The 26,852-nt window shown below is 71.5% G+C and carries 26 protein-coding genes; 14 read left to right on the top strand and 12 right to left on the bottom strand.

From position 1 onward, the window contains the following. Window positions 1–34: 34 nt before the first annotated feature. From AC25Y0_RS02770 to AC25Y0_RS02755, 4 genes are all read left to right on the top strand, one after another. Window positions 35–853 carry a transposase gene (locus AC25Y0_RS02770; RefSeq protein WP_488122823.1) on the top strand — a complete coding sequence of 273 codons (819 nt, stop codon included), beginning with the start codon at window positions 35–37 and terminating at the stop codon, window positions 851–853. A 111-nt stretch (window positions 854–964) separates the two neighbouring features. Beyond that, complete coding sequence (locus tag AC25Y0_RS02765) at window positions 965–2,164, top strand: cation:proton antiporter (protein WP_488122822.1); 1,200 nt, start codon at window positions 965–967, stop codon at window positions 2,162–2,164. Next, window positions 2,161–2,646 carry a glutaminase gene (locus AC25Y0_RS02760; RefSeq protein ID WP_488122821.1) on the top strand — a complete coding sequence of 162 codons (486 nt, stop codon included), beginning with the start codon at window positions 2,161–2,163 and terminating at the stop codon, window positions 2,644–2,646. The genes AC25Y0_RS02765 and AC25Y0_RS02760 overlap by 4 nt, the downstream gene beginning before the upstream one ends. A gap of 56 nt (window positions 2,647–2,702) precedes the next feature. After that, on the top strand, window positions 2,703–3,509 hold the full coding sequence (locus AC25Y0_RS02755; RefSeq protein WP_488134147.1) for a tryptophan-rich sensory protein: 807 nt from the start codon (window positions 2,703–2,705) through the stop codon (window positions 3,507–3,509). 1 nt (window position 3,510) lies between these two features. On the opposite strand, the gene AC25Y0_RS02750 is transcribed toward AC25Y0_RS02755, so the two are convergent. After that, on the bottom strand, window positions 3,511–4,251 hold the full coding sequence (locus tag AC25Y0_RS02750; RefSeq protein ID WP_488122819.1) for a glutamine amidotransferase-related protein: 741 nt from the start codon (window positions 4,249–4,251) through the stop codon (window positions 3,511–3,513). A gap of 114 nt (window positions 4,252–4,365) precedes the next feature. On the opposite strand from AC25Y0_RS02750, the gene AC25Y0_RS02745 reads away from it, so the two are divergent. From AC25Y0_RS02745 to AC25Y0_RS02730, 4 genes are read left to right on the top strand one after another with little or no spacing between them, the layout of a single operon-like run. Next, window positions 4,366–4,983 (top strand): RNA polymerase sigma factor, encoded by a 618-nt coding sequence (locus AC25Y0_RS02745; RefSeq protein ID WP_488122818.1) that lies wholly within the window; start codon window positions 4,366–4,368, stop codon window positions 4,981–4,983. Further along, window positions 4,973–5,443, top strand: coding sequence for a hypothetical protein (locus AC25Y0_RS02740; RefSeq protein ID WP_488122817.1), 471 nt, complete (start codon window positions 4,973–4,975; stop codon window positions 5,441–5,443). Before AC25Y0_RS02745 ends, AC25Y0_RS02740 begins: the two co-directional genes overlap by 11 nt. Window positions 5,444–5,463: 20 nt before the next feature. Beyond that, window positions 5,464–7,155, top strand: coding sequence for a S8 family peptidase (locus AC25Y0_RS02735; RefSeq protein WP_488134146.1), 1,692 nt, complete (start codon window positions 5,464–5,466; stop codon window positions 7,153–7,155). A gap of 29 nt (window positions 7,156–7,184) precedes the next feature. Then, window positions 7,185–9,683, top strand: coding sequence for a CHAT domain-containing protein (locus tag AC25Y0_RS02730; protein WP_488134145.1), 2,499 nt, complete (start codon window positions 7,185–7,187; stop codon window positions 9,681–9,683). 244 nt (window positions 9,684–9,927) lie between these two features. Here AC25Y0_RS02730 and AC25Y0_RS02725 read toward each other — a convergent pair whose 3' ends face one another. The 3 genes from AC25Y0_RS02725 to AC25Y0_RS02715 form a co-directional block, all read right to left on the bottom strand. Continuing rightward, complete coding sequence (locus AC25Y0_RS02725; RefSeq protein ID WP_488134144.1) at window positions 9,928–10,644, bottom strand: LysR substrate-binding domain-containing protein; 717 nt, start codon at window positions 10,642–10,644, stop codon at window positions 9,928–9,930. 60 nt (window positions 10,645–10,704) lie between these two features. After that, window positions 10,705–10,875 (bottom strand): hypothetical protein, encoded by a 171-nt coding sequence (locus AC25Y0_RS02720; RefSeq protein ID WP_488122813.1) that lies wholly within the window; start codon window positions 10,873–10,875, stop codon window positions 10,705–10,707. Between the two features lie 82 nt (window positions 10,876–10,957). Then, the gene (locus AC25Y0_RS02715; protein ID WP_488122812.1) at window positions 10,958–11,206 is read right to left on the bottom strand and encodes a hypothetical protein; all 249 of its coding nucleotides are present in this window, start codon (window positions 11,204–11,206) and stop codon (window positions 10,958–10,960) included. A gap of 43 nt (window positions 11,207–11,249) precedes the next feature. On the opposite strand from AC25Y0_RS02715, the gene AC25Y0_RS02710 reads away from it, so the two are divergent. The 4 genes from AC25Y0_RS02710 to AC25Y0_RS02695 all read left to right on the top strand — a co-directional run bounded on the left by AC25Y0_RS02710 (window position 11,250) and on the right by AC25Y0_RS02695 (window position 16,065). Continuing rightward, window positions 11,250–11,705 carry a MarR family winged helix-turn-helix transcriptional regulator gene (locus tag AC25Y0_RS02710; RefSeq protein WP_488134143.1) on the top strand — a complete coding sequence of 152 codons (456 nt, stop codon included), beginning with the start codon at window positions 11,250–11,252 and terminating at the stop codon, window positions 11,703–11,705. A gap of 87 nt (window positions 11,706–11,792) precedes the next feature. Further along, the gene (locus tag AC25Y0_RS02705; RefSeq protein ID WP_488122810.1) at window positions 11,793–12,269 is read left to right on the top strand and encodes a DUF2975 domain-containing protein; all 477 of its coding nucleotides are present in this window, start codon (window positions 11,793–11,795) and stop codon (window positions 12,267–12,269) included. After that, entirely contained in the window at window positions 12,269–12,490 is a 222-nt protein-coding gene (locus AC25Y0_RS02700; RefSeq protein ID WP_488122809.1) for a helix-turn-helix domain-containing protein, read from the top strand. Before AC25Y0_RS02705 ends, AC25Y0_RS02700 begins: the two co-directional genes overlap by 1 nt. Then, entirely contained in the window at window positions 12,487–16,065 is a 3,579-nt protein-coding gene (locus AC25Y0_RS02695) for an SCO7613 C-terminal domain-containing membrane protein (RefSeq protein WP_488134142.1), read from the top strand. The genes AC25Y0_RS02700 and AC25Y0_RS02695 overlap by 4 nt, the downstream gene beginning before the upstream one ends. A 40-nt stretch (window positions 16,066–16,105) precedes the next feature. Here AC25Y0_RS02695 and AC25Y0_RS02690 read toward each other — a convergent pair whose 3' ends face one another. After that, complete coding sequence (locus tag AC25Y0_RS02690) at window positions 16,106–16,513, bottom strand: LbetaH domain-containing protein (protein ID WP_488122807.1); 408 nt, start codon at window positions 16,511–16,513, stop codon at window positions 16,106–16,108. Between the two features lie 76 nt (window positions 16,514–16,589). Between AC25Y0_RS02690 and AC25Y0_RS02685 the strand changes: the two genes are divergently transcribed. Next, window positions 16,590–17,333 (top strand): formylglycine-generating enzyme family protein, encoded by a 744-nt coding sequence (locus AC25Y0_RS02685; protein WP_488134141.1) that lies wholly within the window; start codon window positions 16,590–16,592, stop codon window positions 17,331–17,333. Window positions 17,334–17,453: 120 nt separating this feature from the next. Beyond that, a complete protein-coding gene (locus tag AC25Y0_RS02680; RefSeq protein ID WP_488134140.1) occupies window positions 17,454–19,073 on the top strand; it encodes a PucR family transcriptional regulator in 1,620 nt (539 codons plus the stop codon). A gap of 22 nt (window positions 19,074–19,095) precedes the next feature. On the opposite strand, the gene AC25Y0_RS02675 is transcribed toward AC25Y0_RS02680, so the two are convergent. The 7 genes from AC25Y0_RS02675 to AC25Y0_RS02645 are packed head-to-tail and all read right to left on the bottom strand — an operon-like array spanning window position 19,096 to window position 26,792. After that, the gene (locus AC25Y0_RS02675) at window positions 19,096–19,446 is read right to left on the bottom strand and encodes a cupin domain-containing protein (protein ID WP_488122804.1); all 351 of its coding nucleotides are present in this window, start codon (window positions 19,444–19,446) and stop codon (window positions 19,096–19,098) included. Next, window positions 19,443–20,879 carry an NAD(P)/FAD-dependent oxidoreductase gene (locus tag AC25Y0_RS02670; protein ID WP_488122803.1) on the bottom strand — a complete coding sequence of 479 codons (1,437 nt, stop codon included), beginning with the start codon at window positions 20,877–20,879 and terminating at the stop codon, window positions 19,443–19,445. The genes AC25Y0_RS02675 and AC25Y0_RS02670 overlap by 4 nt, the downstream gene beginning before the upstream one ends. Beyond that, window positions 20,876–22,537: an amidohydrolase gene (locus AC25Y0_RS02665; protein WP_488122802.1), complete on the bottom strand. Its 1,662-nt coding sequence runs from the start codon at window positions 22,535–22,537 to the stop codon at window positions 20,876–20,878. The genes AC25Y0_RS02670 and AC25Y0_RS02665 overlap by 4 nt, the downstream gene beginning before the upstream one ends. A 17-nt stretch (window positions 22,538–22,554) precedes the next feature. Next, window positions 22,555–23,457 (bottom strand): ABC transporter permease, encoded by a 903-nt coding sequence (locus AC25Y0_RS02660; protein ID WP_488122801.1) that lies wholly within the window; start codon window positions 23,455–23,457, stop codon window positions 22,555–22,557. After that, on the bottom strand, window positions 23,454–24,398 hold the full coding sequence (locus AC25Y0_RS02655; RefSeq protein ID WP_488134139.1) for an ABC transporter permease: 945 nt from the start codon (window positions 24,396–24,398) through the stop codon (window positions 23,454–23,456). Before AC25Y0_RS02655 ends, AC25Y0_RS02660 begins: the two co-directional genes overlap by 4 nt. Then, window positions 24,391–25,575 carry a polyamine ABC transporter substrate-binding protein gene (locus tag AC25Y0_RS02650; RefSeq protein ID WP_488122799.1) on the bottom strand — a complete coding sequence of 395 codons (1,185 nt, stop codon included), beginning with the start codon at window positions 25,573–25,575 and terminating at the stop codon, window positions 24,391–24,393. Before AC25Y0_RS02650 ends, AC25Y0_RS02655 begins: the two co-directional genes overlap by 8 nt. A 50-nt stretch (window positions 25,576–25,625) precedes the next feature. After that, window positions 25,626–26,792 carry an ABC transporter ATP-binding protein gene (locus AC25Y0_RS02645; RefSeq protein WP_488122798.1) on the bottom strand — a complete coding sequence of 389 codons (1,167 nt, stop codon included), beginning with the start codon at window positions 26,790–26,792 and terminating at the stop codon, window positions 25,626–25,628. Window positions 26,793–26,852: the final 60 nt, after the last annotated feature.

Here is a 26,852-nt window from a genome sequence, read left to right as displayed (position 1 = left end):
CGCCGCTTCAGTGAACGGGCGGCACAATGGCATCGTGGCATCCGACGGCGTCGACGACATCGCGGCGGAGCTGTACGTGCTGCCACCGGGGGAGTTCACGGCGGCGCGCAACGCGCGCGCGACCGGGCCGCACGCGGGCGCGGTCAAAGCACTGCGCAAACCCACCGTTGCCGCATGGGCGGTCAATCTGCTCGTACGCGACGGCCGACTCGCCGAGGCCGTCGAGCTGTCCACGGCGCTGCGCGACGCGCAGGAGGACCTCGACGCTGCGGAGCTCGCGAAACTCGGCCGTCAGCGCCGCGCGCTCGTGGCCGCCCTCACCGATGAAGCCGCCCGGCTCGCCGAGCAGACCGGGGCCGACATCAGCGCCGCCGCGCGCGAGGACGTCCAGAAGACCATCAACGCCGCGATCATGGATGCGGGCGCCGCCTCGGCTGTTCTGACCGGACGACTCGTGAAGCCGCTCGAGGCCGGGGCGATCGACGACCTCGCCGAAGCCGTCGGCGGCTCCCTCGCGGGCATCCCGCAACCGGCGCCCCGCGACGACCTCGCCGAGCGCCGAGCCCGCAAGGCCGCGGCGAAGGCCGCGCGCGAGGCCGATCGGCTCGCGAGTGAGGCCGAGCGAGAGCTCCGCCGCGCCGACGCGCAGCGCGAGAAAGCACAGGAGCGCGTGGGCCACCTGGCCGAGCGCATCGAGGATCTGCGCACCGATCTGCAACGGCTCGAAGCCGACGCCGAGGCCGCCGGCGAACAGCTGCGCCAGCGCGACGCCGAGCACGCCGCCGCTGCCGAACGGGCCCGCGCGGCGGCGAAGAATGCCGCCGCTGCGCACGATGGACTCGACCCGGACTGACGCTCCGTGGCCCCTGCCCGCAGGCCCCGCCGGCGTGACGCGTACGCGCAGCTTCGTCGCCGCGATCGCTTCCCCTCGTCGGAGCGCCCGGGGCATCGCTAATGTGATGCCGTGAACGACCTCGAGGCGACGCTGCTGGTTATCCCCCTACTCGCGGTGCTGGCGCCGATCCTCGCGCGGGGCCTGCACCGCTGGGTGAGTATCCCGATCGTCGTGTTCGAGCTTCTCCTCGGCATCGCGGTCGGTCCGAGCCTGCTCGGCTGGGCCCAGCCTTCGGAGCTCGTCGACACCCTCGCGCAGTTCGGTGTCGCGATGCTGTTCTTCGTCGCGGGGACCGAGATCGATGTCGCCTCGTTCCGGGGCCGCGGAGGCCGCACCGCCGGTGTCGGCTGGCTCGTGAGCCTCACGGCCGGGGTCGCGCTCGGCTGGCTCATCGCCCCGGGTGAAGCCGCCGTCATTATCGGAGTGGCCCTGTGCTCCACCGCCCTCGGCACGATCCTGCCGATCCTGCGCGACGCTGGCGAGCTGCGGACGCCGTTCGGCCGCGCCGTCGGAGCCGTCGGAGCGGTCGGCGAGTTCGGGCCCCTCATCGCCATCTCGATCTTCCTCGGAGGACGCGACCCGGGGCTTTCCACCGTGATCCTCGCGCTTTTCGCCGTCGTGGCCGGCGCGGCGATCTGGCTCGCATTCCGTGTGCCCGTCGGCGCGATGCACCGTGCCGTCAACGCCACCCTGCACACCTCGGGGCAGTTCGCGATCCGCCTCGTCTTCCTCGTGCTCGCAGCCCTCGTGGTTCTGAGCATCGCGCTCGACCTCGACATGCTCCTCGGCGCCTTCGCCGCGGGCATCGTGTGGCGCCTCATGATGCGCGATGCCGAGCCCGCCGACCGCGAGGCGGTCGAGAGCAAGGTCGAGGGCGTCGCCTTCGGATTCCTCATCCCGATCTTCTTCATCTACACCGGCGTCACTTTCGACCTCGACGCCCTGCTCGCCCAGCCCCTGCTCATGGCCGCCGTGCCGGCCACCGCGCTCGTGCTCCTGGTGGTCCGCGGCATCCCATCGATGTTCGCCGCTCCCCGCGGGTCGTCTCGGCGCGACCGCGTCGCCGTCGGGCTCCTCGGGGCGACGGGCCTGCCGATCATCGTGGCGGTCACGGCGATCGGGGTCGCCGAGGGTGTGCTCACGTCAGCCGCTGCCTCGGTGCTCGTCGGCGCGGGCATGCTCTCGGTGCTCGTCTTCCCCCTCGTCGCCATGGCGCTGCGTCGCGCGCCGTCCGTGGCGGCGGTCGCTACAGTCGAGGCGCCAGCGTGAGCGTCGCGGCGATCCTCGGCGACGCGCGTCGACGGCTCGCGGGGGTTCCGCGCGAAGGGCTCGGCGAACTGGTCCAGCCGCGCCGCATCCTCGGGGTCGCTCGGGCGCCGCGGATCGTGCCGCGCGGGTCGGCATGGCGCGTGGGCGTGCTGCTGCTGTCCGAGGACGCGGTATATGCCGTGGGCGACATCCTTCGGTCACGCCAAGAGGTGCGCCGCGGTTTCACGGCCGAGGCGCAGCGACGCCGGGCGGCCCTGGCCGCGGCCGCCCGCCGCGGAGGATTCGCCGAGGGGGCGACCGTGCACCTCGGATGGCGGATGCTGGATCCCGACGCCGTCGATGCCGGGGCGGCATCCGGCCCCCTCACGCTCATCGACGGTGTGCCGAGCGTGAAATGGAGCGCCTCGGGCGGCTATGCGCCGCTGCAGGGATACCTCGATGACCGCGTCGCACTGCTGCTCGAGGGCACACCTGAAGCCTGAGTCCGCCCACGTGTCAAGCCCCTGACGGGGCGCGAGGGTTTCCGTACGCTCGCAGAATGGCCGCGTCATCGAAGGACCTCACCCGCCAGATCGCCGTGATCTCGGCCACCGTCTTCATGGTCATCGCCTCGCTCGTGGGCCAGGGACTGATCGGCGGCACCGCGGTTGCTGACGCGCAGGGCGGTGCGCTCGGATCAGAGGCGACCCTGCTCACCCCCGCCTCGACGGCGTTCGCGATCTGGAGCGCCATCTATGCGCTGATGATCTGGTACGCCATTTGGCAGGCGCTGCCGTCGCAGCGGACGCGTGAGCGCCAGCGCGCCGTCGGCTGGTGGATCGCGCTGTCGGCCGTGCTCAACGGAGTCTGGATCCTCCTCGCCCTGTACGCGACGCTGCTCGTGAGCGTCATCGGCATCGTCGCGCTGCTCATCGTGCTGTGCGTCGCCTTCCAGCGCACGGTCGCCTACCCCGCCGAGACCTTCCTCGATTCGTTCGTGACCGATCTGGGCGTGGGGCTGCACCTGGGGTGGGTCTCGCTGGCGACGGCGGCTAACGTGTCCTCCTGGCTCACCGAAGAGGGGCCCGCCGAGTGGGCTGATTACGGGACGCCGCTCGGCGTCGCCGTCGTCATCGCCGTCGGAGTGATCGGGCTCGCCGTCGCATGGCGATCGGGCTGGCACGTGTCCCCCGGCCTCGCCCTCGCGTGGGGCTTGGGCTGGCTCGCCTACAACCGGCTGGCGCTCGAACCGCGCGACACCGCGATCGGTGCGACGGCGATCATCGTGGGCGTCCTCGTCATCCTTGTGCCGGTGGTCGCGATGCTCGCGAGCCGCCTCAGCGGCGCTCGCAACGCCTCGGCGTGAGTCAGGCGGGGCCGAACCGCTTCGCGAACGCACGCAAGAGGCGCGGCGGCTCGGTGACGGAGGCCGCCAGCACGCGCCCCGCGACGATGTCGTAGTCGTCGGTGTCGAAGTAGCCGTCGTCGCGGTACACGGCCATCCGATCGACCAGTGCGCGCGGCGTGAGCTCGGGGTGGAACTGCGTCGCATAGAGGTTGTCGCCGACGCGGTACGCCTGCACGGGACAGGCCTCGTTCGTCGCAAGCAGGACCGCGCCGGGAGGAGCGACCGCGGCGCCTTCCTTGTGCGCCGTCAGCGCGGTGAACCGGTGCGCGAGCCCTCCGAAGAGGGGATCGCTCGTGCCGGCGTCGGTGAGCTCGATGACCGTTGGGCCGGTTCCTTCGGGGTGTGCGCGGCTGACCTCACCGCCGAGGAGTCGCGTCACGATGCCGATCCCGTAGCACGTGAACAGTGCCGCCGTGCGGCCTTCGAGCGTGGCCTGGGCGAGCTCGGCGAGTTCGCGCTCGACGCGTAGCTGGGTGTCGGGCTTGGTCGACTCGGGGTCGGTCACGCTGAAAGGGCTGCCGCCGACGACGAATCCGCTGTAGCGGTCGAGGGCGTCTTCGGGCAGGGGCGCCTCGACGAGGTCGTGCTGCGAGATGCCGTCGACGTCAAGTCGCATGCCCGCCCGAAACGACTCGTATTCGGCCTCGGCGGTCTCGCGCTGCGGTCGTACGCAGAGATAGAGCAACGGGGCGTTCGTCATGGCGCGAGTCTAGGTCGAGCCGCTCGCAGTCGCGAGACGGTCACGTCGACGGGATATCCGATGTATCGGAGCAGGTCTTCCGTGCTCTGTATCCGTGTGGACACAATGGGCGTCATGACGCACACCGGGTCTGAGGCATCCGCCCCTGCGACCGAGCCGAGCCGCTGGGAACGAGCCGCCGACCTCTTCGAGCACTGGCGAGACGGCGACAGCCGCGCCATGGACGAACTCGTGCGTCTCATGACGCCCGTGCTGTGGCACGTCGTGCGCGGCTACGGACTCGAACGCACGCTCGCCGAAGACGTCGTGCAGACGACCTGGCTGACCCTCGTGCGGGCGCACGCGTCGATCTCGCAGCCACGCGCGGTGGCCGGGTGGCTCACGATGTGCGCCCGCCGTGAAGCGTGGAAGGTCAGCAAACTGCACAGGCGCGTGGACGCCACCGACGCCGACGCGCTCGAACCGCATCTGCCGACGGGCGAATCCGCTGAGCGGACGGCCGTGCGCGACGACGAGACCCGCCGGCTCTGGGCAGGCGTGCGCTCGCTCGACGAGCGTTGCCGTCGACTGCTGCGGGTCGTGGCATTCGAGGAACGCCCCGACTACGCCCGCATCGCCGAAGACCTCGCGATGCCGGTCGGATCGATCGGTCCGACCCGGCAGCGGTGCCTCGGCAAGCTCCGCAAGAAGCTTGAGAGTGACGGATGGGATGAGGGTGCTCATGGCAACTGAGGATTTCGCTGCGGACGCGGCATTGTTCGCACGACTGCGTGGTGTGTGGGATGCCGTGGATCCCGCACCGGCTGACCTCGTCGACCGGATGGTCGCGGCGGTCGCCGTCGCTGACCTCTCGCGCGAGTACTCCTTGCTGACCCTCGTCGAATCGTCCGAGCGCTCGGCCGTGCGCACCGAGAGCGACACATCGACGCTGCAATTCAGCGACGGCACGACGACCGTGCTGCTGCACGTGACGAGAGCGGCCAGGGACAGCCGTCGCGTCGATGGGTGGGTCGATGCCCCTGCGCTGGCGGTGAGTCTGGTCCAGGATGGACACGTGCAGACGACGCAGGCGACCGAGCACGGACGGTTCGCCTTCGCCGACGTCGCCGCCGGTCTCTGGCGGCTGCGGCTCGCGGTGAAAGACGCCGCAGGCGAGTTCCGCGACTTCCAGACCCCGCAGTTCGAGGTCTGACCCCGACGAAAGGCGTGTTCATGGCGGACGACTCCGGCTTCCGGTCCTGGCGGGAGCGCGAAGCGGCCGCACTGGCTCGCGGCGTCGCGCTGGATCCACGGCGCGACCCGGTTCCCGGGATTCCGGCGTTCGGCACGGTGTACGCAGCAGGCCACCTGATCATCTCGGGCGAACCCGACGACGCGTACGCGACGCTGCGCGATGCGGGCGCCGAGCTCGGCTGGGACGTCGAGCTCGAGCCGATCCGCACGAGCGGTGAGCAACTCACCCGCGCGCGCATCGTCGAGGCGCCGAGGCCTCAGCGTGACGACGAGCCCGTGCCGCCGGTCGACGCATGGCGGCTGTTGCAGCATGCGCGTCGGCGCTCGCTCGAGCCGCGCGCCAAGAAGAGAGGGCGCCGCGAGGGAGAGAAGCTGGCCGACGCGAGGCGCCGTATCTCGCTCGCGGCATCGCGGTCCCTCGACCGGCCGGTGCGCGATCGGACCGCGGAGTCCGAGCGCGACGCCATCGCGGGCGACGAGGCACTGCGACGCACGGGCTTGGACCACGTGCTGTCGGTCGCTCCGATCGGGCTCAATCCGCACGGCAAGACGAATCCGCACGGCAAGACGAACCCGCACGGCAAGACCAATCCGCATGGCAAGACGAACCCGTCGGGCACCGACGGGTACGCCTACCCGGGTTCGGGCGGCCTCGAGGTCGTCGACTACATCGGCCCGGGTCCTGTGCGCACCGCGTCGCTCGCCCGGGGCGGGCGACGCCCCGTCATCGCGTTCTTCGATACCGGATGCGGCGTACACGAGCCGTGGCTGCCGGCCGAGACCGGGTCCCGCGACGTCGTCCGGCGACGCGTGCCGTCGCCCACGCGCCCGGGTGAGGTGATCGGCGTCGAGAACCCACTGACCGACCCCGAGGTGTACGGCGATCAGGCGGGTCCGCGCGACGGTTGCCTCGACGACGCGGCCGGCCACGGCACATTCGTCGCCGGCATCCTGCGTCAGGTCTGTCCCGAGGCCGATCTCGTCTCGATCCGGGTCGCCGACAGCAACGGCACGGTGCTCGAGAGCGAGCTCATCGACGCGGTCGAAGAACTCGTGGTGTGGGCCCGGAGCAACCCGCTCGACGTCGTCAATCTGTCGCTCGGCTACTACCACGAGACCCCCGAGGACGGCCTGTTCTCGCTGCGGCTCTATGACGCGCTGCGCCGCCTGCGCGCCCTCGGCGTCGTGGTCGTGTGCTCGGCGGGCAACGATGCGACCGACCGGCCGATCTTCCCTGCGGCGCTGTACGGGTGGGGTGACCCCGACCTCGGCATCGACGAGAAGAAAGGGCTCGCCCGACACCTCGCGGTGGGGGCGCTCAATCCCCAGCGCACGTCGGTCGCGCTGTACAGCAACATCGGAGCGTGGGTGAACGTCTACGGCCGCGGCACGTCGGTGCTGAGCGCCTTTCCCGCGCTGACGGGCGGTATGCAGTCGGGCTCGCGTGCCGACCTGCTCGGGCGCCGTCGGCAGAGCCTCGATCCCGATGACTACTCGGCGGGGTACGCGATCTGGAGCGGCACCTCGTTCGCCGCCCCGTACGTTGCCGCGCGCGTCGCCGCGTCGCTCGCGCCCGGGCTCATGGCGAACGCGGCGCACAGGCCGCGCGATGTCGTCGGAAAGGCGCTGGAAGGGATCGCGGCCGAGGACCGCTCGCGCATCGAGTCCTGACGATGCGCGGCCCGCCCCGACGGGCCATCATGGGGACCGTGACCTCGAGCGCCGAACACCTCTCTGCGCGCGGCGTCGAACTCGTCAACGCGGGTCGGTACACCGCAGCGCGGGCGGTGCTGACGGATGCCGCCGCCGCAGCCGCGCGCGAGGGCGACAGCGACATGCAGGCCAAGGTCGCCGGCACGACGGCGTACCTGCTCGCGCGACGAGGTGACGTCGACGGTGGTGTGGCGCTGTGCCGCGAGGCGCTCGCGCGTCCCGGCCTCAGCGCGGAGACGCGCGCGATCCTCGCCGGGCAGATGGGCGCCCTCGAGCTCGAGCGAGGGGCACTGGACAGCGCCGTCTCGTGGCTCACCGACGCGATCGACGCGTTCGACGGTGATTCCGTGCGCGCGGCCAACATGCGCATGAACCGCAGCGTGGCCGACATGCAGCGCGGACGGTGGGAGGACGCCGCCGCCGATCTGCACTGGGCCGAAGCGGCGTATCGCGCCGCGGGGCGCCCGCGCGAAGCCGAGCAGGCGGTGCACAACCGCGGGTACATCGCGATGCTCGCCGGCGACCTCGTCACGGCGCTGTCGCTCATGCAGGCGGTGCGGGAGCCGCTCAATGAGGTGTCGGACTTCTGGGCAGCCGTCAACGAGATCGACCACGCCGAAGTGCTGCGGGACGCGGGCCTGCAGACCGAGGCCGAACACGCCCTCACCCACGTCGCGAGCGCGCTCGGACGCCACCGCGCCCCGGGGGAGCGGGCGCGTGCCGAGTACCAGCTTGCGCGCTCGCTGCTCGACCATGACCCCGGCCGTGCCGCCGCGGTCGCCCTCGCATCGGCGCGCCGGTTCCGCGGTCAGGGCAGCCACGCCTGGGCGGCCCGTGCCGACGGCATCCGACTGCGGGCACGTCTCTCGCGCGGTCGCCTCGACCGCACCGGAACGCCGCTCGCGGTCGGTCGCGCCCCGTCGCCGGGCGCCGTCGTGGTCGTCGCTGACGCGCTGGAGGAGCACGGGTTTCCGCACGATGCCGCCGCCCTGCGGCTGACCGCGGCCCTGGCCGCACTGCGCCGGGGCGAAGAACCCGGCATCCGGGTACCGCGCCTGCGGCCGGGCGCACCGCTGGAGACCGCCCTGCTGACGCACGAGGTCGCCGCCGAGCGTGCTCGGCGCGACGGACGCGAGAGCGTCGCACGCCGGCGCGCTGCCCGGGGCATCGAGGCGCTCGAGCAGTCCCAGCGGCTCGGCGCGAGCCTCGAGCAGTCGGGGTCGATCGCTCGGCAAGGACTCGGGCTCATCGTGACGGGGCTCGCGTCGGCGCTGCGGTCGCGGCGGCCCGACGTCGTGTTCGAGTGGTCGGAACGCTCGCGGCACCTGCACACGCAGGTCGTGCCTCTGCGGCCGCCGCCCGATCCGGTGCTGGCCGCCGAGCTCGAAGAGCTGCGTCGCATCCGCCTCGCCGACCCCGACGGGGACTGGCTCGCCGACGCGCGCGTCGACGTGCTGCGCGCCCGTGCCCGCGAGCGGCAATGGGCGGCCATGCGAACGGCGGCCGTGCACGACCGCGTCACGCTCGCTGCGGCCCGCGCGGCTCTCAGCGAGGACACCGTGCTCGTGTCCTTCGTCTTCGACGGGCGGTCGCTCGTCTCCCTCGTCGCCGATCGCACCTCCGAGCGGCTCGTCGACCTCGACGCGGCGGGTGTGCGGACCGCGATCGAGGGGCTGCGCGCCGACCTCGACGTCTCAGCCGCGGTGCGCTCGGGTCCGATGGCGGGGGTCGTGCAGCACGCGCTCGCGAGGCGCCTCGAGCAGCTCTCGCGCGAGACGGTGGGCAAGGTGCTGGCGGACGCGGGCGATCCGGCGCGCGTCGTACTCACGGCTCCCGGGCTGCTCACCGGCATCCCGTGGACGATGCTGCCCGCCATGCAGGGGCGCGCGCTCACGATCGCGCCGTCGGCGTCGCGGTGGGTGGCCGAGTCGAGGTCGAGCGCGCGACGGGTGGGAAGTGCCGTGTTCGTCGCCGGGCCGCGCGTCGCCCGCGGCGACGAAGAGGTGCTCACGGCGGCCGATGCGTGGGACGAGCGCATCGTGCTGCGCGGCGGCGAAGCGACGGTCGCCGCGCTGGCGGCGTCGGCGGCGACCGCCGACGTGCTGCACGTCGCGGCGCACGGCCGGCACGCCGCCGACCATCCGCTCTTCTCGGGGCTCGAACTGGCCGACGGCACGCTGTTCGGGTACGACGTCGACCTCATTCCCGAGGTGCCGCAGACGGTCGTGCTGTCGGCGTGCGAAGTCGGCCGCTCAACCGTGAGGTGGGGCGAGGAGGCGGTCGGCATGACCCGCGTGTGGTTGCACGCCGGCGCGCGCGCCGTGGTCGCAGCGCCCGTCGTCGTGGCTGACGACATCGCCTGCGAACTGCTCGCCGCGATGCACGCGGGCCTCGCAGCGGGCGAGAGTCCGTCCGTGGCGCTCGCGTCGGCGACCTCGCGCACCGGGATCATGGCGCCCTTCCAAGTGCACGGCACGGGGTTCTGAAAGATCGGTGCCGGCATGTATCACCGCCGCAGGACCCCGCTCTTCTCCTAGCGGACGGTCCATGCCGGTGAGGCTCAGGGGTTTCTCGCCGTCGGGGGCACCGAAGACTCAGGGGCGCACGATCCGTGCGTGTCATCGGGGACCGATCCGTCGGGGGATGCCGCGGTTCGGCTTCGCGCGCGGCATCCCCCGGATTCCGCTCTCCCCGCTGGGCTCGCCGCTCGCTCGATCTCGGTGTGAGGGGTCAGGTGCGGGAGGAGTTCGCGGTGCGACCGCGCACGATGCCGACGAAGGTCTCGACCGACGGCGTCGTGCGATCGGCGACCCACGCCAGCGCCACGGTCGAGGATGGGCCGTCGCGCAACGGTCGCGCGGTGGCGTCCTTGCGCTGGTGCATCCGGGCCAGCGACATCGGCACGATGACGACCCCGACGCCGGCGGCGACCGTCGCGATGGCCTCCTCGGTCGTCGCGGGCGGCGCGAACGCCGGTGCGACTGCGCCCGGCACCGTCGTATGCAGCACGTCGTCGAGAGGCGTGATGAGAACCTCGCCCACGAGGTCGTCGAGCGTCAGCTCGTCGGCCGCCGTGAGATGCGACTCGCTCGAGGTCACGACGACCGGAACCTCGTCGTAGAGCGAGATGACGTGCAGTTCGTCGCGCTCGATCGGCAGCCGTACGAGGGCCGCGTCGACGTCGCCCGCCATGAGGGCCGCGCGCTGATCAGGGACGGCGAGCGGCACGAGGTCGATGGGCTGGCGAGGCATCCGCTCGATCCAACGGTCGATCCATGTGCCCGGCGTCGCGCCGGGGATCAGGCCGAGGCGGAACGGCCCGGCGGGAGGTTCGGGTGCGGCGGCCGGCGCGGGCGCCGGCTTACGGCGCGGGCTCGCGGATGCCGCGCGTCTCGGTCTCTGCGCCGGTTTGCGCCCGCCGCCTCGCGGATTGCCGCCCTTCGCCATGTGCTCCAGCGTATCGGCGTGAGCGGCGGCATCCGTTCGCCGCGGTGACGGCGCGACAGATCAGCGCGCGTTCTTCTCGCCCCGGTGGTCGAGAGCGCTGGCGATGAGCGGCGTCGCGAGAGCCGCCGACACCATCAGGATCCCGAGCACGAAAAGCAGCGGGGCGAACTCGGGGATGTTGAACGACAGGCCCGTGACGTACATGCCGCCGACGAGCAAGATGAAACTCAACGCAAACAACATTGCGCCACCTCCTTGGTTTTTCTCACTCTAGGGGTGGCGCGTCGCCAGGGCCAGCACGGCGGTGACACCGTCACGGGCAGTGCATGAGGGGCTTGGGCCCGGACCGGTCGAACGTGTGCTGGTTGACGGGGTGGCCGCACAGCGGGCAGGCGCGTTCGGCGCGTGCTGCCGAACTCGGCGGCGGCGTGGTCTCGTAGGGTCCCACCGAGGCGGGGCCGGCCAACCGGATCAGCCGTGAGTTCCACCAGGCGTACCAGCCGCCGGCGGCCTTCACGCGCTCACGGAACGAGCGCGGCGGTTCGTGGGGATCGGTCGTCATGATGGTTAGTGTACTAATGATCTGTGTGCGATACAGTCCGGGCATGAGTTTCCCGTCTACAGAAGCCGATGACGACCTGCTTCTGCTCGAGAACCAGCTGTGCTTCGCGATCGTGACCGCTGCCCGCAACATCGTTGCGCTCTACCGACCCGTGCTCGAGCCGCTCGGCCTCACTCATCCGCAGTACCTGGTGATGCTCGCCCTCTGGGAGCGCTCGCCCCGATCGCTGCGCGGTCTCGCCGACGATCTGGCGATGGAGCCGGCGACTCTCTCGCCGCTCGTGAAACGACTCGAAGCACAGGGGCGCGTGACCCGGTCACGCAGAGCAGACGACGAGCGCATGCTGGACATCGCCCTCACCGATGCAGGTCGCTCGCTGCGCACGCAGGCACTGCGGGTGCCCGAGCAGATCCTCGAGGCCGTGGACATGGACGTCGCCGACCTCGAGCGGTTGCGCGACGGACTCATTCCCTTCGCGGGTCGTCGCTACCCGGAGTGACGTCGGCTGCACGGCGGCGCTTGCGGACGGGTCGGCGGTAGCCTATCGTTTTGCGATAGATCATTGCCGTATATCGATAGGTAGCCCATGAACCGCGCCACGATCGTCTGCCTCAAAGCCCTCATCGCCGTGCTCATCGGCCTGCTGCTGTTCTGCCAGGTGCTCGTCATCCCGGCGACCGCGGCCGCCATGGCCGACCGCTACCCCGAGCTGGCGCAGCTGCAGATCCCGGGCATCCTCATCGGGACCGTGTTCACGCTGTGCGCGCAGGTGCTGCTCGTCTGCGTGTGGCGGCTGCTGTCGCTCGTCGGCGTCGACAGCATCTTCACGCCGCGTGCGTTCGTCTGGGTCGACGTCGCGCTCGCGGTCGTGGTCGTGGCATCCCTGCTCGTCGTCGCAGCCCTCGCCCTGCTGTGGGCTGCCGGCGCCGCGCCGCCGTCGATCGCCATCCTCTGCCTCATCGGCATCGTCGTCGGTGCGGGACTGTCGCTCCTGATCGTCGTGCTGCGCGGGCTGCTGCGCAAGGCGACGCAGCTCGAGCAGGACCTGTCGGAGGTCGTGTGATGCCCATCATCATCAACCTCGACGTCGAGCTCGCGAAGAAGAAGATGTCGGTCGGCGACTTCGCCGCCGCGATCGACATCACCCCCGCGAACGTCGCGGTGCTGAAGAACGGCCGGGCCAAGGCCATCCGCTTCACGACGCTCGACGCGATCTGCCGCGTGCTCGACTGTCAGCCCGGCGACATCCTGCAGTGGGTCGACGACGATCCGGAGTCCCCGTGAGCACCGTCGCGATCCGGCCGGGGTGGAGTGAGGCGGCCATCGCCCATCTCGACGATCAGCTGTCCTGCCCGCGCTGCGGATTCCGCGTCGATGAGCAGTACTGCCGCCGCTGCGGAGCCGACTTCACCGGCACGATCGGGGCAGAGCTGTGGGATGCCTCGCAGACGGCCTCGGCCGCCCTTCGCGCTCGTCAGGCGGTGCTCGACCGCGTGCCCTCGCTCGTCGCCGCTCCGCGCCTCGCACCGGCGTCCGCCGCTGCGCGCACCCTGACGCCCGCCACGCCGGCGGGGGCCAGTGCGACCGTGCAGTCCGTCCTCGCCGTCGCGGGGGCCGGGCTCGTCGCCGTCGCCGCCGTCGTCTTCACGTTCTTCAACCCCGACCTCACCGACCCGCTCGCGCGCGGCCTGATCGTCGCCGCCGTGACCGTCGTCTTCCTCGCCGGCGCTGCCGTGCTCGTGCGCCGCGGCCTGCGGTTCTCGGCCGAAGCGGTCGGCGGGCTCGGTGTCGTCTTCGTCGCGCTCGATGTGCGTGCCCTCGCGCTCGCGGCGCCCGGTGCCGAATGGGGTGTCGCGGCCGGGACCACCCTCGTCGTCGGCGCGGTGCTTGCGGCCGCTGCCCTCGCGCTGCGGCTGCGCGCCTGGCTGTGGGCATCGCTCGTCGCGCTCGCCCTCGTGCCGGCCATGAGCGGCGCGGCCGCCACCGCGCCCGTGCTCGGCGCCCTCGGCACGGCGCTCGCGGCGTTCGCCCTGCTCGCGCTCACGCCACGTTTCGCCGCGCGGCTGTCGACGACGCTGCGCACAGAGCGGGTGAGCCTCACGGCCCTCGAATTCGGCGCGATCCTGCTCGCCCCCGTGCAGGGCGTGTTCTTCGGGGCGTTCCCCGCCGACGCGATCGCCCCGGCGCTGTGCGGCGTGCTCGCGGCATCCGCCCTGCTCGCCGTGTTCTCGACGCGACACCCGGCGCGCCGGATGTGGAGCTTCACAGCGGGGCTCCTCGGCACCGCGGCGGTCGTCGTGCTGCCCTTCACGGTGCTTCCCGTGAGCACGTGGTGGGTGACGGCACTGACCGCAGCCGCCGTCGTGGGCGCCATCACGGTCGCCGTGCTCGCGCCGATGCCCTCGGCGGTCGCGCGCGGCGCCCTCGCGGGCGGCGCGATCGCCACCGTCGCTGTCACGGCCGTCCCGCCGACGATGGCCGCGGCGATCTTCGGCGGCGCGGCGGTGCTCGGCACCGACATGCTCTCGGCCGACGATCCGGCATCGATCGCCGTCGCGCTCGGTTCGCTCGCTGTCGGCCTCGTCATGTTCGCGCTGCTGCGCGAGCGCCTGCACGGCCCGCACGTGCGTGCCGACGGCATGACGGTGCCGACCGGCACGCGCTGGGTCGGCTACCTCGGCCTCTGGTACGCCGCGATCGCCGTGCTCACCGTCATGACGATCCCCAGCATCACGGTGCCCGGTCGCGTCGCGCTGGGACTCGCCGTCGCCGCCGCCGTGAGTCTCATGACCTTCCGGATGCCGCGGCTGCGGCCCGTCGCCGTGCGAACACCGCTCGTGGTCGGCGCGCACGTGCTCGTGCTCTTCGCGCTGATCCTGTCGTGGCGCGAGAGCGCGCTCGCGGTCGCGGCGGGCGTCTTCGTCGTCGCAGCGATCGGCGCGCTCGCGCTCTCCGTTTCGGCTCGGGCCCGGTTCGTGCACGTGGGGGTCGCGTACGCGTACGCGCTCATCGTGCTGGCGACGGCGCTCGGACTGGCCGGTGCCGGCGACATCGCCCGCCTGTGCCTGACGACGTCGGCGGGCGCCGTCGTCGCGATCGTCGTGACGTTCGTCGGCCGTATCGGCGTGCGGGCGTGGCATGCGATCCTCGTCGTGACCGCCGTGCCCTTCCTGATCGGCGTCGCGCAGGTCGTGTTCGAGCGCAGCGGCTGGACGGCGCTGTCGACCGGGCTCATCTTCCTGCTCGCGCTCACCCTCGTGACGACTCGCCGCGCGGGGCTCGGCACGGTGCTGCGCCTCGCGGCCGCTGCCGTGCTCGTTCCGGCGCTCGCCGTCGTCGTGGTGTGCCTCGGCGCACAGCTGTTGGTCGGAAGCGGGTCGCCGGTCGTGCTGCCCGTCGTCGCTGTCATCGTCGCGGTCGCGCTCGCCAGCGGATCCGTCGTGCACGCCGGTCTCGCGCCTCGCGTGGGGGAGCGCGACGCCGCGCTCGTGCGCATCGCGGTCGAGGCGTCCGCCCTCGTGACGGCCGCGATCGCCGTGCTGCTCTCGGTGCTGCGCGCCGCCGCGGGCGCCGAGACGGCCCTCGTCGTCCTGACGATCCTCGGCGTCGGAGGTCTCGCGACCGCGGTCGGAGCGGGCCGTCGGTACGGATGGTGGTTCGCGGGGGCCGCTTTCACGGGCGCACTGTGGAGCGTCTGGCAGCTGACCGGTGTCACCCTCGTCGAGGCATATCTGCTGCCGCCCGCGCTCGCCGCTGCCGTCGTGGGCGCCGTGCTGACCGTGCTCGGGATGCGCGGCGTCCGGCTGTACGCGGTCGGGCTGTTCGCCGCGATCGCGCCCGTGCTCGTGCTCGCCGCCGTCGTCGGCCCTTCGGTCCGGGCTCTCGCCCTCGTCGGCGCGGCGTGGGTGCTGCTACTGATCGGCGCGGCATCCCGCGGGCGGATGCGACGGCTTCGACCTGTGACGCTCGCGGCGGTCATCGTCGCGGGCGCGGCGGGAGCCGTCGCCGGTGTGCGGCTGGGTCTGGGGCTCGACACGGCGCCGATCGCGGGGCCGCTCGTGCTCGTGTGCCTCGGCGTCGCCGCCGCGGGAGCGCTGCCGTCGCTGCTCGCGGGTCGCAGCCTGCGCCGGTCCGCGGCGGCGCGAACCCGGTGGCTCACCGCCCCGGCGTTTGCGATGCTCGCCGTGGGCACGTGGCCCGCGATCGAGCGTGACTGGCTCACGATCTGGACGATGTGGGGCCTCATGCTCGCCCTGCTCGTCGCCGTCGTCGTCATCGCCCGCCGCGGTATGCGCGGCGAGACGGCTCTGCCGCCGGTCTGGTTCGTCTTCGCGCTCGCCTTCGCGACGGCCGTCGTCGCGTGGAGTCCGCGCGACCTGCGCGTCGAGTGGTTCTCGCTGCCGCTCGGCGTCGCCCTGCTGGCGGCCGGGGCGTGGGCGTTGTCATCGACGGATGCCGCGGGTCGCGGCATCCGCTCACTGGGCGCATGGCCTGCCGGTTTCCGCGGGTCGTGGGCGCTGCTCGCGCCGGGGCTTGGCGTGCTGCTGAGCGCGTCGATCGCGGCGACGTTCACCGACCCGCTGACGTGGCGGGCGATCCTCGTCATCGCGCTCGCACTGCTCGCGATCCTCGTGGGGGCGTCTCAGCGCCTCGCGGCGCCGTTCCTCATCGGCATCGTCGTGCTGCCGGTCGAGAACGTCTTCGCGTTCGTCGTGCAGATCGGTCGCGGAATCGAGTCGATGCCGTGGTGGATCACGCTCGCCGTCGTCGGCGCCGTGCTGCTCATCATTGCGGTGACCTACGAGCGCCGCGCGGGCGAGCAGTCGGGCCTGGCCGCACGCCTGCGCGATCTCGCGTGAGATACGGACGGTTCGGGTGGGCCTGGGGGTTTGGGGAGGATCAGGCCGCCAGACGGAGTCCGCGCGGGTCGGTCGCGACGCGCTCGCCATCGGCGATCGTCTCGTCATCGCCGATGAGCGCGCCCCCCGCGACCCTGGCGCCGACGCCGACCTGGACGCGGATGCCGATCTTGGCCCCCGCACCGATGGCGGCACCCGTGCAGATGTGCGCGTGCGGGGCAATCTGCGCCGCGGGTCCGATGACGGCGTCGGTCTCGACCCACACACCGCGGCTGACGCGGGCGCCCGCCGCGATCTGCACACCCGGTTCGACATACGCACCCGCCTCGACGACGGCTGAGGGGTGCACCTTCGCGCCGTGCGCGACGAGCCCCCGGCCGTTGACGTGCTTGCGGTAGCGCAGCACTTCTCCGCGGTCGTTTTCGATGTCGATATAGTTCTTGCCCACAGATCCCTCCCGATCGAGCGAACAATGACATAACCTCGCCGCGTCACGGTCCATTCCCGCATGGCATACTTCCGCCGTGGCGGACATCGAGATGGCGGCGATCCCGGCGGGATCGGTCGCGCTGCACGACGCGCGGCGCGACCGGCGCTGGAGGGTCGAGCTCGAGCCCTTCGAGGTCGGGGTGTACCCCGTGACGCAGGCGCAGATGGCCGAACTGCTCGGCGAGACGGCGACGCACCCCCGGCGGCCGGCCGTCGACGTCAGCTGGCTGCGTGCCGTGCGGGTGTGCAACGCGGCATCCGAATGGGAAGGGCTCGATCCCGCCTACACATTCGAGGGCGAGCAGGTGACGTGGCACATCGACTCCGACGGCTACCGTCTGCCGACCGAGGCGGAGTGGGAGTACGCCTGCCGCGCGGGTTCGACCGGGCCCCACTACGGACCGCTCGCCGATGTCGCCTGGACGGCCGCCGACGGCGTGACGCAACCGCAGCCGGTCGGTGGGCGGCATCCCAACCTCTTCGGGCTCTTCGACACGCTCGGCAACGTGTGGGAATGGTGCTGGGACCCGCTCGATCCGGCGCGTTACGACGACTACCGCGTGTTCCGCGGTGGCGGGTTCGCCGACGATGCGTGGAGCGTGCGGGCGTCGACGCGGCGCGGCGGCGCGCCGCGGATGCACCACGACGACGTGGGTCTGCGCTTCGCGCGCGGCGGCTTCGACGCCGTCGACGCGGCGCAGGGCTGGTCGGCGCGGGCTGACCGCGAACGGTCCCTCGCCGATGGTCCGAGACCCTCGGGCTGGACGCCGCGGCGCTGAGGGGCGCGTCGGGACGGATCCACGGCGTCGTCTACGCTGAGGGCGTCCCGTGTCGATGGAGAGGCGGACGCGATGCTTCCCGCACCTCGTGATGAGAGTCCGATCCCGACGGATCGCCCGGTGGCCCGGGCCGCGCACGAGACCCGGCCGACGGTGCGCGACGTGCTGGCGCTCGACGCGGTCGCCGCCGGCGTTCCCGAAGTGCTCGTGGGCGGTGTCGCCCTCGATGCCCGCGTGCGGTGGCTTCACGTGTCGGACAGTGCGGGCGTGGCGCGTCTGCTCGACGGCCAAGAGCTGCTGCTGTCGACGGGGTCATCCTGGCCGGATGCCGCCGAGGACCGAGCCGCCTTCGCGCACGGCCTCGCCGACGCCGGTGTCGCGGGAATCGTGCTCGAACTGGGCACGCGACATCGGGCCGCTCCGCCGGAGATCGTCGCGGTGGCCGCGGACCGCGGGATGGCCATGATCGTGCTGCACCGAGAAGTGAAGTTCGTGAATCTGACGCAGGCCGTGCACAGCCGCATCATCTCGGATCAGCACGACGCACTGCGCGCCCGCGACGAGGTGCACGAGCGCTTCACGATGCTCGCCCTGCGCGGATCACCCGCGGATTTCATCGTGCATCAGCTCGCTCAGACCCTCGGCGCGCCCGTCGTGCTCGAGAATCGCGCGCACGAGGTCGTCGCCGCCGAAGTGCCGCTCTCCCTCGAGGAGGAGCTGTTCGCGCAGTGGGAGCTGCGCTCGCGCGCCGCGCACCGCCGCGCCGACCAGCGACGCGACAGGGGCGAGCTCGATGACGCCGAGGACTGGGCGGTCGTGCCCGTCGAAGCACGCGGCATCCGGTGGGGGCACCTCGTCGTGCTGCCGGGGCCGACGCACCCCGCCGGACGCACAGCCGTGCTCGAGCAGGCCGCGATCGCGCTCGCCGTCGGGCGTCTGGCCGACGGCGATGCCGATGAATGGGGCCGGATCGGGCGGCGCCGGCTCATCGACGGACTGCTCGCTGGACGCTTCGCCGGCATCGGCGGCGCATCCGCGCGCCTCGAGGCGGCGGGCATCCCGCTGCGCGGCGCGCACCTGTACGGCATCGTCGCCTGCGGCGTGCCCGTGTCAGCCGAAGCCGTCGATGGGGCCGCTCGCGCGCTGCGCGGTCGCGCCGTCGCGGGATCGGCGCCCGAGGGCATGGCGGCCCCTGCGACGACGATCCTGCTGTCGCTGCCCGCCGACGTCGCGTTCGACGATGCGACCGCCACGGGCTTCGCCCGCTCGCTCGTGGATTCGCCTGAGGCCGCCGACCGCCTCCTCGTGTCGATCGGGCAGGCCGCCGACACCGTCGAACGCGCTCTGGTCTCGCTGCACGACGCCGTCGACCTCGCGCACGGGCGACGTCGACGCGGGGGCCGCGGACCCGTGCTGCGCCGCTCGGACGACCGGCCGCTCGTGCACCTCGTGAGCGCGCTGCGCGGCGACCCGCGCGTGCTGGACCACGGCGAACGGATGCTGGCGCCGCTCATCGTGCACGACCTCGGCCGCGGCGGCGACCTGCTCGATGTACTCGAGGCGATGCTCGCGCATCCCGGCAACCGCACCGCCGCGGCGTCCGCTTCGCACCTCTCCCGGTCGGTGTTCTATCAGCGCATCGCCCTCATCGAGGAGCTGCTGGGTGTTGACCTCGATGACGGAGAAGTGCAGACGGCGCTGCACATCGCGCTGCTCGTGCGCCGGTCGGCGGGGCGCTGACGCGTCCGTCGCCGGTGGCCCATCACGGCGCGACGTAGACCTTGCGGAGGGTCTCGCGCACGGTCCAGACCGTGCGCATCCCCTCCTCGAGGCGCACGATCGACCCCGCGCGCAGCACGATCGGCGGTAGCAGCGGATGCTCGAACTCGACCGTCGCGTCGCCCGCGAGGACGACGAACACCTCGTCTGACTCGACATCGCGCGAGACGCCGGGCGTGTGCTCCCACACCCCGACGACCCGGCCCGCCGCGTCGTCGAGGTCGACGGCGCGTGTCGCGGGGGAGCCGGCCACGACGTGGTCGAGCGGCACGGTCTCGAACGGCACCGGCAGGTGCGCGGCGTCGGCAGCGACCCCCGACGTCAGCCGGGTCATGAGTCGAACCCCAGTCCGAGCACGTCGAGGCTCTTCAGCAGCAGGTTGCGGCGCCCCTGGTCATGGTCGGCCCGGTCGAGCGACCAGCGCGTCGCCTGGATGCCGATCGAGGCGAGAGGCTCGGGCGGAAAGGGGAGCGGGCGGGTGCGCACCATCTGCAGCTGAGTGCGCGCCGTCTGCTCGCCGGCGAGCAGATCGAGCATGACCTCGCCCGCGAAGCGGGTCGCCGCGACGCCCAGCCCCGTGAAGCCCGCGGCGTAGGCGACGCGTCCGCCGCGGGCCGAGCCGAAGAAGGCGCTGAACTGCGTCGACGTGTCGATCGCGCCCGCCCAGCGGTGAGTGAACCGCAGTCCTTCGAGCTGCGGGAACAGCGTGAAGAAGTGGCTCGCCAGCCGCCGCCACGACTCGGGCCGGTTCTCGTACGCCGAGCGCACGCGGCGGCCGTAGTGGTAGACGGCGTCGTAGCCGCCGAAGAGGAGACGGTTGTCACGGCTCAGCCGCACGTAGTGGAACTGGTTCGCGAGATCGCTGAACCCCTGCCGCCCGGCCCATCCCACCGACGCGAGCTGCGCGCTCGACAACGGCTCGGTCATGAGCACGTAGTCATAGACCGGCACCGTCATGAGTCGGTTGCGCCGCAGCAGCGACGGGAAGACGTTCGTCGCGAGAGCGACCCGCGACGCGATGACCCGTCCCTGCGGCATCTGGACCGCGACATCGCCGCCCGCATCAGAGAGACCTCGCACGAGCGAATGCTCGTAGATCTCGACGCCGGCTTCTTCGGCGGCGCGCGCGAGCCCCGCCGCGAGCTTGCCCGGATGCACGAGCGCCGTGGACTGCTTCTCGAACACCGCGCCCAGGAACGCCGGAGACGCGATAGCCGCTCGCGTCTCGTCGACGCTCAGCCGCTCGATGCTCGTGTCGCCGCGGCGCGCGGCATCGGCCGCCCACTCGTCGAGCCAGGCGAGCTGGTGCGGTTCGGTCGCGACGCCGAGGGCTCCGGTGCGCTCCCAGTCGGCGTCGATGCCGTACGCGGCGATGTCCGCGCCCATCGCTTCGAGGTTGGCCATGCCCAGTCGATCGAGCTCATCGATCTCGCCGGGCCAGCGCGATGCTCCGTTGTCGCGGCCGTGCGTCAGGCTCGCGTCGCAGAATCCGCCGTTGCGTCCCGACGCCGCCCACCCGACCGTGCGCGCTTCAACGACGATGACGCGGGCATCCGGTGCGCGCCGCTTCGCGAGCAGGGCGGTCCACAGGCCCGTGTATCCGCCGCCGACGACGACGAGCTCGGCGGCACCCGTGCCCGTGAAGACCGGCCGCTGCGGCTGAGCGGGCAGGTCATCGAGCCAGAAGACGCTGTGCCGGGTGTCGGCGAGGCTCTCGGCGATGACGGATGCCGCGGGCCGCTGCCGCTCGTAGACCGTCGTGCTCATCGGGTCGCCCCTGCCTCGTAGACGCGCTCGCCCGCGACGAAGGTCTGCAGAACCCCGGTCGCGCCGATCTCGTCGGCGGGACCGGCGAAGGGGTCTCGGTCGAGCACCACCAGATCGGCGTGCTTGCCGACCTCGATCGTGCCCGTCACGTCGTCCAGGTGGTTCACCCACGCCGAGCCCGCCGTGTACGCCGTGAGCGAGGTCGCGAGATCGATCGCCTGCTCGGGCAGGAACGGGTCGTACTCGCCCTCTTCGTAGCCGGGCGCTGCCGTGCGGTTGACGGCGGTGTGGATCGCGGCGAGCGGGTTCGGCGTCGACACCGACCAGTCGCTGCCCGCCGCGAGCACGGCCCCCGCGCGCAGCAGATCGCCGAAGGGGTACTGCCACGCGCTGCGCGGCTGCCCGAGGAAGGGCAGCGTGAGATCGACCATCTGCGGCTCGAGCGTCGCCCACAGGGACTGCATGTTCGCCGCGACCCCCAGTTCGCGAAACCGCGGCACGTCATCGGGGTGCACGACCTGGATGTGGGCGATGTGGTGACGGTTGTCGCCGCGGCCGTTGCGCGCGATCGCGTGCTCGACGGCATCGAGGCACTCGCGCACGGCCCGGTCGCCGATCGCGTGGAAGTGCACCTGGAACCCCGCAGCATCCAGCAGCGGCACGGCCTCGTTCAGCACGTCGGGGGGCACGAACGAGATGCCGGAGTTGTCGGTGGGGTGGCCGTGCCCGTCGCCGTAGGGCTCGAGCATGGCGGCGGTGAAGCTCTCGGCGACCCCGTCTTGCATGATCTTGACGCTCGTCGCGGCGAAGCGTCCTCCACGGTAGCGGTCGCGGCGCTCGACGAGCGAGGGGATCTGCTCGATGCCCTTCGTGCGGTCCCACCACAGTGCTCCGACGACGCGCGCCGTCAGTGTGCCAGCCGCCGCGGCGGCGAGGTAGGCGGGGCCGGGATCGCCGGCGTCGCCGTACGGACCGACGATCGCGTCCTGCCAGGCCGTGATGCCGTACGAGTGCAGGTGGCGCTGACCGGTGAGGAGGGCTTCGACGAGTCGCTCCGGCGGTTCTTCCGGCAGGAGCCGGTTGACCAGCGACATCGCGCCCTCGTGGAGGGTTCCGGTCGCATGACCGTCGATGTCGCGCTCGATGCGGCCGTCTGCGGGGTCGGGGGTGGCCCGGTCGATCCCGGCGAGCCGCATCGCGGCGGAGTTGACCCACGCGCCGTGCCCGTCGCGATTGGGGAAGAAGGCGGGGCGATCAGCCACGACGGCATCGAGCGCGGCGGCTGTCGGGGTGCCCCCGGGAAACGCCGACATCTGCCAGCCGCCCCCGAGGATCCACGCGTCGTCAGGGTGAGATGCCGCATAGCGCGCGATCGCGGCGAGATACTCCTCAGCTGTCGCGTGGTCGGACAGGTCGCAGCGCAGCATGTCCAGTCCGCCCCAGACCGGATGCACGTGCGCGTCCTGGAACCCGGGCACGAGCAGGCGCCCGGCGAGGTCGACGACCTCGGTGCGGGGCCCGATGAGGCTGCCGATGTCGTCGCCGCCGACCGCGACGATCCGTCCGCCGGTGACGGCGACCGATCGCGCGCGCGAGCGCACGGCATCCGCGGTGAACACGGCCCCTCCGCGGAAGACCAGGTCTGCTTCGGGTCGCATGGGGGAAGAGGACACGATCAGCCGCCCGTCATCGTGCGGGCGATCTGGGTCGCCGAGTCGCCGGCGCGCTTGAGGACGAGCGCTACGAGGGCCAGGGCGACGAGTGTGAGCAGCAGCATGATCGTCGACACCGCAGCGATCTCGGGACGCAACCCGGAACGCACAGCGCTCAGCACGTAGACGGGCCACGGCGTCGTGCCCGACACCTGTACGAACGCCGCGACGATCGTGTTGTCCAGTGCGAGGGTGAACGCCAGCAGGAAGCCCGCGAGCACGGCGGGCATCGCGAGCGCGAGCGTGATGCGGCGGAACGTCGTGACCGGCTTCGCGTACAGGTCGCCCGAGGCCTCTTCGAGGTTCGCGTCCTGCCCGATCAGCCGCGCTCGCACGATGTACGACACGACCGCCGTCGAGAACAGCGACGAGCCCACCGAGAGGCGCACGATGCCGTCGTTGAACATCGACAGACCGAGGTCCTGCCCGAGCCAGACGAGGAACGGCAGCAGGGCGACGGCGTCGACGATCTCGGGTGTGACCGATACGAGCAGCAGCAGTCCCAGTAGCCACCACGCCCACTTGCCCGGGTAGCGTGCCATCGCGATGCCGGCGAGCGTGCCGAGCACCGTCGCGATGAGCGCCGAGATGACAGCCGTGATGATCGACACGCGCACGGCATTCTGGATCGCGGGCTTGTCGAGGATCGTCCGGAACGCGTCGAACCCGAAGCCGTCCCACGCGACGAGCAGCCGCCCCGTGTTGAACGAGTAGATGACGATGACGATGATCGGCGCGAACAGGAAGAGCAGCACGAGGATGCCCCACACGTTCAGCAGCACGTCGGTCCAGGGCCGCTTCGCACGCGGCCCCTTGGTGCGGCTGCGTGCCCGCAGGATCGTCTCGGTCGAGGGGTGGGTGCTCATACCCGCACCTTCTCGCCCGCGGGAGCGGGGGCATCCGTCGTCTCCGTCGTCGCGGGCGCCGGCCCCAGCACGAGGCGGTTCGCCGATCGGAACGGCAGCGTCACGAGCCACAGCACGAGGCCGACGAGGGCGATCGTGGCGGTGATGACGAGCATGAGCAGCACCGCCATCGCCGAGCCCAGAGCCCAGTTCTGGGCCGTCTGGAACTGGCTCGCGACGAGCTGTCCGACCATGTTGCCCTTCGCCCCGCCGAGCACCGTCGCGGTGATGTAGTCACCCATCAGCGGGATGAACACGAGCAGCACACCCGCGATGACACCGGGCCGCGACAGCGGCAGCGTGACCCGCAGGAACGTGCGCACCTTGCCGGCACCGAGATCCTTGGATGCCTCGCGCAGGGCCGGCCCCACCCGGTCGAACGCGACGAACAGCGGCAGCACCATGAGCGGCAGGTAGTTGTAGACGACGCCGATGACGACGGCCGTGCGCGTGTACAGCAGATCGAGCGGGCCGTCGAGCACGCCGGTCGACTGCAGCATGGTCGACAGCCATCCCTCGGGGGCGATGATCACCTGCCAGCCGATCGTCCGCACGAGGAAGTTGGTCCAGAACGGCACGAGGACGAGCGCGATCAGAAGTCCGCGGCGGCGAGGGGGCACCTTGAAGGCCATCCAGTACGCCACCGGGGCGCCGATCAGAAAGCACAGGACCGTGCCGATCAGCCCGACCCACAGGGTGTTCTGAAACGTCGTGAAAAACGTCGGCGACATCGCCTCGATGTAGCGATCGAACGACAGGACGTCATTGGCGTGGGTGCCGAAGATGCCGGGCTTGTAACCGAAGCTGAACCACACGACCATCGCCACGGGGGCGACGAAGAAGATGACCAGCCACAGCCACGCGGGAATCGCGAGGAGGGGGCCCGGGGAGCGTCTACTCACCCGCGGCGGCCTTCATCGCGTTCCAGATCTCGACGCGCACGGTCTGCGAGTCGTTGAGCACCTGCTCATGCATCGTCTCGAGCTGGTCGGGGGTGAAGAAGATGAGATCGGTCAGCTCCAGGCCGGCATCGATCGCGCCCTGCTCCATGTCCTTCCCGCCGACGTGATATCCGATGTAGTCGAGGTTCAGGAAGAGGTTCTCGGGAGCGAGAGAGAAGTTGATGAAGGCGTGTGCGGCCTCGGGGTTGGGAGCGCCCTCGGCGATGCACCAGTTATCCATCCACAGCTCGGTCACCGGCCCGGGCAGTACCCACTGCCACCGCTCGGGATCGGGACTCTCGAGGATGCCGAGGCGCGCATCGCCGTTCCATGACTGCACGAGCGCCTGCGTGCCCTGCGGGATGGCGTTCGTGCCGGGGTACGAGTCGAACGCCGAGATGTGCGGGGCGATCTGGGTGATGAGGAACTCGCGGCATGCCTCGAGCTCGGCGGGATCCTCGGTGTTCCAGTCCATGTCGTTGGCCCAGAAGTACGCGCCGACGATCCCGGCCGGATCATCGGACATCGAGGTGCGGCCGCTCGCCTCGTTCTGGGCGGCGTCGAAGAAGTCCCCCCACGTCGACAGCTCCCGCGTGATGACGTTCTTGTCGTAGACGAATCCCGTCGTGCCCCATGCCTTGCAGATCGAGTAGGCGTTGTCGGGATCCCACGCGCGGCCGAGCACCGACGGGTCCATGTTGTCGATGTTGGGGAGCAGCTCCTTGGTGAACGGCAGGAGCAGGCCGTTCTCGATCATCTGCGGGATGAAGACGCCCGTCGGCACGATGATGTCGTACCCGCTCGTTCCGCGCGCGGCGATGAGCTTGGCGATGAGCTCTTCGTTGGATGAGTACGAGTCCAACGTGACGCGCGGACCGAGCTGCTCGGTGAACGCCGTGATGACCTCGGGGGCGTCGTAGTCACCCCACGTGTAGACCGACAGGTTGGCTTCGAGGTCGCCCCCCGTCGCGCCGGGCGCGGGCGCGGCGCTGCCGCCCGGGGAGCACGCCGCGAGCATCGCGGTGCCGCCGGCGAGGGCGGCGAGACCGAGGAAGCGCCGCCGGGACAGTTCTTGCGCGATACGCGGCACGGCGCTGTCGTGCGCGAGGATGCGGACGGGGGTGCGTGAGGCGGTCATCGGTGTCTCCTTGTTCGGGTCGGAGCGCGAGCGCCGGTGTGAGGCGCGGGCTAGAGGGTCGGTGGCGCGAGGTACCCGCCCTCCTCAGCGGCAGCGTCGGCGGGAAAGAGCATGACGTGCGCGGCCGACCACGTGCACGTGACGGTGTCACCGACCTGCAGAGCGGGTGCCTCAGGCGTCGGGCGCCGCACGATGAAGGACTGGTCGAGGCCGAGTCGCACGAGGTACTGCATCGTGTCGCCGAGGTGGGACAGTCCGATCAGTTCACCGCTGACGGTGTTGGCCCCCCGAGTCGTGGCGGCATTGCGCTCGATCGCGATGAATTCGGGACGGATGGCGGCTTCGCCGTGCGTCTTGCCGGCCAGGGCCGCCTCGACTCCGCGGACCGTGGCGTGCGGAGTCGTCACGGTCGTACCACCGTCGGCGACCTCGCCGCGGAAGAAGTTCTGCTGTCCGACGAATGCCGCGACGTACGCCGACGCAGGGCGTGCATAGATCGTGTCGGCGTCGGCCAGCTGCTCGATGTGGCCGGCGCGCATGATGGCGATGCGGTCGCTCATCGACAGCGCCTCACCCTGGTCGTGCGTCACGAAGACGAAAGTGATGCCGAGGCGGGACTGCAGCAGCTTCAGCTCGAGCTGCATCTCTTCGCGAAGCTGCCGGTCCAGCGCCCCGAGCGGTTCGTCGAGCAGCAGTACGGCCGGACGATTGACGAGCGCCCGGGCCAAGGCGACCCGCTGCTGCTGGCCGCCGGAGAGCTGTGTCGGCCTGCGGTCGGCGAACGGACGCATCTGCACGAGCGCGAGCGCGTCGGCGACCCGCTCGCGCACCTCGCTCTTGGGCGTGCGGCGCTGCTGCAGTCCGTACGCGACGTTCTCGGCGACGGAGAGGTGGGGGAAGAGGGCGTACGCCTGGAAGACCGTGTTGACATCGCGGCGATAAGGCGGGGCCGACAGCACGGACTGACCGGAGATGCGGATGTCGCCCTCATCGGGATTCTCGAACCCGGCGATCATGCGCAGCGTCGTCGTCTTGCCGCAGCCCGACGGGCCCAGGAACGAGATGAACTCGCCGGGCTGGATCACGAGCGACAGATCATCGACGGCGGTCTGGTCGCCGTAGCGCTTCGTGATCGCGTCGAGGACGACGGATCCGCGCGCGGTGGGCGCATCGCTCGGAGAGTCACGGGTCGCCTGCACGTCGGTCGCGGTCGCCACGTCGAGCCTCCTGGTCACCGCGCCTCAGTGCGCAGTACCGGGTATTCAATCCAGCGAAAT

The organism is Microbacterium sp. Y547 (assembly GCF_057669785.1).
This window is presented reverse-complemented; position numbering and strand designations above follow the sequence as displayed.

Excerpts from the sequence above, each read along its gene's own strand:
- AC25Y0_RS02755 (WP_488134147.1), top strand. The coding sequence starts at position 2,703 with ATGGCCGCGTCATCGAAGGACCTCACCCGCCAGATCGCCGTGATCTCG.
- AC25Y0_RS02750 (WP_488122819.1), bottom strand. The coding sequence starts at position 4,251 with ATGACGAACGCCCCGTTGCTCTATCTCTGCGTACGACCGCAGCGCGAG.
- AC25Y0_RS02745 (WP_488122818.1), top strand. The coding sequence starts at position 4,366 with ATGACGCACACCGGGTCTGAGGCATCCGCCCCTGCGACCGAGCCGAGC.
- AC25Y0_RS02740 (WP_488122817.1), top strand. The coding sequence starts at position 4,973 with ATGGCAACTGAGGATTTCGCTGCGGACGCGGCATTGTTCGCACGACTG.
- AC25Y0_RS02735 (WP_488134146.1), top strand. The coding sequence starts at position 5,464 with ATGGCGGACGACTCCGGCTTCCGGTCCTGGCGGGAGCGCGAAGCGGCC.
- AC25Y0_RS02730 (WP_488134145.1), top strand. The coding sequence starts at position 7,185 with ATGGGGACCGTGACCTCGAGCGCCGAACACCTCTCTGCGCGCGGCGTC.
- AC25Y0_RS02725 (WP_488134144.1), bottom strand. The coding sequence starts at position 10,644 with ATGGCGAAGGGCGGCAATCCGCGAGGCGGCGGGCGCAAACCGGCGCAG.
- AC25Y0_RS02715 (WP_488122812.1), bottom strand. The coding sequence starts at position 11,206 with ATGACGACCGATCCCCACGAACCGCCGCGCTCGTTCCGTGAGCGCGTG.
- AC25Y0_RS02710 (WP_488134143.1), top strand. The coding sequence starts at position 11,250 with ATGAGTTTCCCGTCTACAGAAGCCGATGACGACCTGCTTCTGCTCGAG.
- AC25Y0_RS02705 (WP_488122810.1), top strand. The coding sequence starts at position 11,793 with ATGAACCGCGCCACGATCGTCTGCCTCAAAGCCCTCATCGCCGTGCTC.
- AC25Y0_RS02700 (WP_488122809.1), top strand. The coding sequence starts at position 12,269 with ATGCCCATCATCATCAACCTCGACGTCGAGCTCGCGAAGAAGAAGATG.
- AC25Y0_RS02675 (WP_488122804.1), bottom strand. The coding sequence starts at position 19,446 with ATGACCCGGCTGACGTCGGGGGTCGCTGCCGACGCCGCGCACCTGCCG.
- AC25Y0_RS02670 (WP_488122803.1), bottom strand. The coding sequence starts at position 20,879 with ATGAGCACGACGGTCTACGAGCGGCAGCGGCCCGCGGCATCCGTCATC.
- AC25Y0_RS02665 (WP_488122802.1), bottom strand. The coding sequence starts at position 22,537 with ATGCGACCCGAAGCAGACCTGGTCTTCCGCGGAGGGGCCGTGTTCACC.
- AC25Y0_RS02660 (WP_488122801.1), bottom strand. The coding sequence starts at position 23,457 with ATGAGCACCCACCCCTCGACCGAGACGATCCTGCGGGCACGCAGCCGC.
- AC25Y0_RS02650 (WP_488122799.1), bottom strand. The coding sequence starts at position 25,575 with ATGACCGCCTCACGCACCCCCGTCCGCATCCTCGCGCACGACAGCGCC.